The sequence below is a fragment of the Planctomycetota bacterium genome, assembly GCA_026387035.1.
Lineage (GTDB): Bacteria > Planctomycetota > Phycisphaerae > FEN-1346 > FEN-1346 > JAPLMM01.
In genome coordinates this window covers 22,491-28,878 of the sequence record JAPLMM010000282.1, presented here as the reverse complement: position 1 = coordinate 28,878, position 6,388 = coordinate 22,491, and the positions used below count along the sequence as shown (strand labels likewise).

The 6,388-nt window shown below is 69.9% G+C and carries 6 protein-coding genes; all 6 read left to right on the top strand.

The window, feature by feature from the left end:
* On the top strand, positions 1 to 340 hold a 340-nt coding region (locus NTX40_10945; GenBank protein ID MCX5649590.1), incomplete at its 5' end, for a DNA mismatch repair protein MutS.
* 256 nt (positions 341 to 596) lie between these two features.
* Entirely contained in the window at positions 597 to 962 is a 366-nt protein-coding gene (locus tag NTX40_10940) for an STAS domain-containing protein (protein ID MCX5649589.1), read from the top strand.
* A gap of 249 nt (positions 963 to 1,211) precedes the next feature.
* On the top strand, positions 1,212 to 1,583 hold the full coding sequence (locus tag NTX40_10935) for an STAS domain-containing protein (protein ID MCX5649588.1): 372 nt from the start codon (positions 1,212 to 1,214) through the stop codon (positions 1,581 to 1,583).
* A 27-nt stretch (positions 1,584 to 1,610) separates the two neighbouring features.
* A complete protein-coding gene (locus NTX40_10930; protein ID MCX5649587.1) occupies positions 1,611 to 3,236 on the top strand; it encodes a D-aminoacylase in 1,626 nt (541 codons plus the stop codon).
* Entirely contained in the window at positions 3,233 to 3,973 is a 741-nt protein-coding gene (locus NTX40_10925; GenBank protein ID MCX5649586.1) for a gamma-glutamyl-gamma-aminobutyrate hydrolase family protein, read from the top strand. The genes NTX40_10930 and NTX40_10925 overlap by 4 nt, the downstream gene beginning before the upstream one ends.
* 66 nt (positions 3,974 to 4,039) lie before the next feature.
* Positions 4,040 to 6,388: a ComEC/Rec2 family competence protein gene (locus tag NTX40_10920; protein MCX5649585.1), complete on the top strand. Its 2,349-nt coding sequence runs from the start codon at positions 4,040 to 4,042 to the stop codon at positions 6,386 to 6,388.

Genomic DNA, 6,388 nt, shown 5'->3' with positions numbered 1-6,388 from the left:
GGACGTCCTGGAGGGCGTCGCCAACTTCAACGTCGCCGTCCGCGAGTGGCAGGACCAGGTCGTCTTTCTCCACAAGATCGTCCCGGGCGGGACGGACAAGTCGTACGGCGTGCACGTGGCGCGTCTGGCCGGCGTGCCGCGAGAGGTCGTCGAGCGCGCGAAGCAGATCCTCGGGGACCTCGAGGCGGCCCACGTGGACGCCGAGGGCCGGCCTCGCATCGCCGCCGCACCCGCGCCAGCCCAGCCGAGGCCGGCGCAACGGACCCTCTTTGAGGGCGCCGAGTCCGCCGTCGCCGAGGAACTGCGCCGCCTCGACGCCGCCTCGACCTGGAGCGCCTGACACCTCTGGATGCCCTCAACAAACTGCGGGACCTCAAGGACCGGCTGTAACGCCCCGCCCGCCGCCGGCGGCGCCCCCGGTGTATTCACCGGGGGCTAAATAAGGCGCGCCGTGTGGCACGGCCGGTCTTGTCCGGCCGTGCGTCGGCGCAGCCGCGGCTTTTTGTTGACACAGGGCCGGGAGTCCGCAAAATGGTTGGTGCTGCCGGTCCCGGCGCGCCGGGAGCCGCGGGGCATCTCAAGGAAAGGTCTGCAAAATGTCAACCGACGCGCTGTACGCGACCAAAAGGGTGAACGGCATCCTGGTCGTCATCTTCCGCCAGAGCCAGATGCTCAACGCCGTCATCATCGAGCAGGTGAGTGCGGGCCTGAAAGAACTCATCGACGCGGCCGACGAGGAAAAGTTCGTCGTCGACTTCTCGCAGGTCAACTACCTCTCCTCGAGCGCGCTGGGGATGCTCATCAGCCTCCAGCGCCGCGTGATGCAGAAGAAAGGGCAGATCAAACTCTCCGGCATCAAGCCGGAGATCATGGAAGTCTTCCGCATCACAAAACTCGACACGGTGTTCGACATTTACAAGGACGCGGCCGCGGCCGTCGAGGCCTTCCGCAGCAACCAGTAGCGCTCCTAAACTGTGTTCTTCAACGCAGAGAGCGCCGAGAACGCAGAGAACGGCTGTCAAAGGGATCAAAAGGGTGTGGCACGGCCGGTCTTGCCCGGCCGTGCCTCGGCGCACGGCGGGGCAAGGCCCGCCGTGCCACACACGCCGTGCCCCGGCGCGCCGGGACAAGTTGTTGTGAAACAAGAGGTTGTCTCTGCGCTCTCTGCGATCTCTGCGTTGAGATAGCGTTGTAGAACGAGGAGGCGTCTCTTGAACGCCGGCCGCCCGTCGCTCGTCTCGTCACGCCGCGAACGCGGCGCCGTCGAGGTCCTGACCGTCCACGCCGACGACGTGACCGAGGCCGACCTGATCGGCCGCCTCGGCGTCGACCTGCGCCGCGCCATCGAGGCCGGCGCCGCCGACGCCTTCGTCCTGGACCTGTCGGGCGTCCGATTCCTCACGAGCGCCGCCCTCGGAATGCTCATCAACATTCACGCGCACCTGGCGGATCGCGGCTGCCGGCTGGCGCTCGCCGGAGCGGCGGGCAACGTCGCAAGGGTCCTGAAGCACGCACGGCTGGAGGAACTCCTCCCCGTGTGCCCGACGGTTGGGGAGGCGATCGATATCCTCAAGCCTTGCTGACGCCGGCGGTCCGGCCTTCGAGAACCCATGTCCGAAACCTGGACGATCCGCGGCGCAGCGCTCCTCGATGCCGACCTCGGCCTTCGGCGGGCCGACCTCCGCCTCTCGGGCGGGCGCATCGCCGAAATCGCGCCCGTCCTCGAACCGGCTCCGCGCGACCTCGACGCGACGGGCCTCACGGTCGCCCCGGGATTCATCGACATCCACTGCCACAGCGAGTTTGCCGCCTTCGTGTACCCTCTGGCCGAAAGCAAGGTCCTCGCGGGCGTGACGACCGACGTCTCGGGCAACTGCGGGGCGAGCCCGTTTCCGCTCGTCGGAGAGTTTCTCCACCGCCGCGAGGCCGAGTGGCGGGCGCACGGCCTGGCGATCGACTGGCACTCCGCCGCCGGCTACTACGCCCGCGCCGCTTCGGCCCCCTCCAGCGTCAACCGCGCGCTTCTCGCCGGCCACGGGGCCCTGCGGGCCGCGGTGGTCGGCTACGCCGGCCGGCCGGCGACGGCCGACGAACGCCGACGTATGCGGCGACTCCTCGACGAAGCGCTCCAGGCCGGGGCGTTCGGCCTCTCGTCCGGCCTCATCTATCCGCCCGGCTGCTACGCCGACACCGAGGAACTCATCGCACTGGCCCGGCCCGTGGCCGAGGCGGGCGGCTACTACGCCAGCCACATTCGCAGCGAAGGCGACCGCCTGCTCGAGGCGATCGACGAATTTCTCGAGGTCGTCCGCTCCAGCGGCGTCCGAGGCCAGGTGAGCCACCTCAAGGCCTCCGGACCGAGGAACTGGCCCAAGGCCGGCCAGGCCATCGACCGCCTTCGCCGCGCACGCGACGAAGGCCTCGACGTTTCGGCCGACCGCTATCCTTACCTGGCGAGCATGACGGACCTGGACTCGCTTCTGCTTCCGAAGTGGGCCGTCGAGGGCGGCCGCGAAGAGGAACTTGCGCGCCTCGCCGACCCCGCGACGCGCCGCCGAATCGTCGAGGAGATCCGCAAGACCCATCCCGAGCCCGACTACTTCGACCGGATCACCATCGCGGCCGTCCATCCCGAGCGGCCCCAGGACGCCGTCGGCAAAACCTTGCGCGAACTCGCCGACCGCGCCGGAGGAGATTCGCTCCAGGCCGCCTTCGACCTCCTCCGAGACCACCAGACCCAGGTCAACGCGACCTACCTCTCGATGAGCGAGGAGAACCTGCGGGCGATCCTCGCCGAACCGTACGTGGCCATCGGGTCGGATTCGAGCCTGCGGCACCTGCCGCCCGCCTTCGCCGAGGCTACGGCGGGCAGGCCCGACGCCGCCGCCGAACGCGCGGGCCTGCCGCACCCGCGGGCCTATGGCACGGCGGCGCGGTTCCTCGGCACATACGTCCGCGACCTGGGGTTGATGGATTGGCGCGAGGGGATTCGCCGGCTCACGCGCCTGCCGGCCGACATCGTCGGCCTCAAAGACCGCGGGCGCCTGATCGAGGGCGCCTGGGCCGACATCGTCGTCTTCGACCGCGACCGCATCGCCGACCGTGCAACGTACAAGCATCCGTGGGCCGCCCCGGACGGCATCCGCCACGTCTTCGTCAACGGCGAGCAGGTCGTCGCCGACGGCCGGCACACCGGCGCGACGCCCGGACGGGTCCTCAAGCGGGAGGGCACGTGAAGCCGCGCATCGCCGTCACGGCCGACGTCGGCAAGAAATCGGAGGCGTACGCGCGGGCCGTCCAGGCCGCCGGCGGAGAACCGCTCGTCCTTCAGCCTCCGGAGTCGGGGCCGCCGCCGGCAAATCGCCTGGCGGACGCCGACGGGCTGCTTCTCGCGGGCGGGCGGGACCTCGACCCCGCCCTCTGGGACGAACCGAAACATCCGAAGACCCGCCTCATGGACCCGCGTCGGCAGGAGGCGGACCTCGCGCTCCTGGAGGAAGCGGATGCGCGCGGCCTGCCGGTCCTCGCCGTCTGCCTCGGCATCCAGGAGTTGGCAGTCCACCGCGGTGGCACACTCATTCAGCACGTCCCCGACGAGCCGAACGCGGACAGGCACGACGGGACAACGCAGCGCCCCGTCACGCACGTCGTGACGATTGAAGCGGACTCGCTGCTCGCGCGAATCGTCGGCCCCGAGCCCGCCTCGACGGCCGGCGAGGCCGGCGGGCCGCTCGAAACCAACAGCCGCCACCACCAGGCCGTCCGCGAGCCGGGCCGCGGAATGCGCATCGTCGCGCGGAGCGAGGACGGCCTCATCGAAGCCATCGAGAGCGAAGACCGGGGCCGCTTCGTCCTGGGCGTCCAGTGGCACGCCGAAGACCTGGTCCACGAGCCGCGCCATCTTGCTCTCTTCAAGGCCCTTTGCGAGCGCGCAGAGGATTTTGCCGCGAGGCGGCGCAGCGGGCGCGGGTAGAGGAGAAAACCGATCCGGCCGAAAGAGCAATCCCCACGTCGCTATGAGCCGCTCGTTCCTGCGGCGGTGGCGTTCCTCGCCGGCATCCTGGCGGCGGATTATCTCGGCGGCGGGATGTTCCTGTGGTGCGCGGTTGCCTTAGGGGAGGCGATCGTGTGGGCGGCGCTCCTCGCTTTTCGCGCTCGCGCAAACGTTCTCCTTGTTCCTCTTCTGGTTCTCGTGGCCGCGGCGGGCGCGGCGCGATCCCGCTCGACCGTCGAGCCGGCGCCTGACGACGTAGGCCGCCTCGTCGCCGACGGCCCGCGCGTCGTGATGGTCGAGGGCACGGTCGTCGGTTCGCCGCGGCGTCTTCCGCCGCCGCCGGACGTCTTTCTGCCGTACGCCCCGTACTACGAGCGCATGACCCTGGTGATCGATTGCCGGCAGGCCGAAGTGGATGGGCGCCGGGTGCCGGCCCGCGGACAGGTGCGGGTGACCGCTCAAGGGGTGTGCGATGAGGATCAGCCCGGCTTTCCGCGCCTGGGCGACGGTGTCGAGGTGGTCGGATTCCTCGCGCCGTTTCGCGAGCCGACAAACCCCGGTGCCTTTGACTTCGGCCGATACATGCGCCGCCAGGGCATTCGGGCCCTGGTCACCACGAAGCAGGCGGAAGCGATCCGCGTCGTCCAGCCCGCGGCCGACCGGGTGCGATGGGTCCTCGGTGCGATCCGCGACTCGGCCGTCAAGCGCCTGGACCGCCTGCCGAGCGCGGAGGGGCGCGCCGTCGTCTCGGCCATCATGCTCGGCCGCAAGGACCTCCTCGACGATTACGAGCCCGGTGCGGAAGGCGTGGTGGAAGAGGATTTCATTGCGAGCGGGGCGGCCCATTTCCTCGCCGTCTCGGGCCTCCACGTCGGCATGGTAGGCTGGGTGGTGCTCCTGCTCTTGCGTGCGGCGGGGGCAGGTCGGCGCCTGACGGCCCTGCTTGTCGCCGTCGTGGTTCTCCAGTATGCCCTGATGACGGAACTTCAGCCCTCGGTCGTGCGGGCGGCCGTGTTCATCTGGATTCTTTGCCTCGGCTGGGCCGTGGGCCGGCGGCGATTGTTCTTCAACGCCCTCGCCGCCGCCACGCTCATTGTCCTGGCTCTGCGCCCGGGTGACCTATTCACGGCCAGTTTTCAACTCTCGTTCGGCATCATGCTGGGCCTGATGTTCCTCTGCAGGCGGATTGAAGTGGTGGTGCTGCGCCGCGACAAGGACGCGGAAGCGCTGAGCGAGCCGGCGGGTCTCGAGGCGCGCTTCTGGCGGCGCGCCCTTCGTCCGACGACGTCGCTCTCAATCTCCGCGGCCGCGATCGGCGTTCCGCTCGTGGCCCTTCTCTTCCACATGGTGGCATGGCTGTCCCCGGTTACGACCATCATCCTTACCCCCCTGGTGACTTTGCTCCTCGCGAACGGGCTCATTCTGGTGGCGTTCGGCTGGACGCCGTTGTGGGTCGCCGATACTCTGGCCTTCGTGCCGGACGCCTTGGCCCGCCTTATCGGCGCCGTCGTCCATTTCCGGCGGCGGTTGGCGATGGCGGCGCTCGCGGCCGCGGCCGTCTTCTTGTGGACCACCGGACGCCGCGCGCCCGACCACGTCCGCGCAACGTTTCTCGCCGTCGGCGGCGGCAACGCGAATCTCATCGAGTTGCCGAACGGGCGGAACTTCCTCTACGACGCCGGTTCGTCGCTCTCCTACACGCGGGCGGGCGAGGGGACGACGGCCCCGGCGCTCTGGTCGCGCCGCATCGGGCGGATCGACGCCGTCTTCATCAGCCATCCCCACTTCGACCACTACAAGGACATCCTGCCCCTGGTGGACCGGTTCGGCATCCGGCGCGTGTTCGTCCCCCCGACGTTCGTGCGCAAGCGCATGGAGGCGGACGATGACGTTCTGGAACGCCTCGCCGATCGCGGCGTGCGCGTCGAGTTTCTCGGGGCGGGCGATCGCCTCGCGGGGACGGGGGAGACGACCGTGCGCGCCCTCTGGCCCCGCGGCCCGGCGTCGCAGACCCGCAAGACCAACGACGGGTCCCTGGTCCTCGAGATTGAGGAGCGCGGTCGGCTCCGCAGGATGCTGCGCAGGCTCCTCCTGACGGGCGACATCGAGGAGCCGGCCATCGCGGCGCTCCTCGCCGCCGAGCCGAACCTCAAGGCCGACGTGATGCTCTGGCCGCACCACGGCAGCGACCCCGATGCCGTCGGGCGCCTCGCCCAGGCGGCCGGCGCGAAAGTGCTGGTCGTTTCATGCGGGGCCGTGCGCGCTAAGGAGGAGGATCCACCGTGGGTCGCGGAGCAGGACGTCCGGTGCCGATGGACCGGCAGGGACGGCGCCGTCACGGTGACGCTCGAAGCAAACGGGCCGGCGGTGGAAACCTTCGCCGGCGGTCGGTGA

Bases quoted from the DNA above. Each gene is read 5' to 3' on its own strand.
- NTX40_10940 (MCX5649589.1), top strand. From the start codon at position 597: ATGTCAACCGACGCGCTGTACGCGACCAAAAGGGTGAACGGCATCCTG.
- NTX40_10930 (MCX5649587.1), top strand. From the start codon at position 1,611: ATGTCCGAAACCTGGACGATCCGCGGCGCAGCGCTCCTCGATGCCGAC.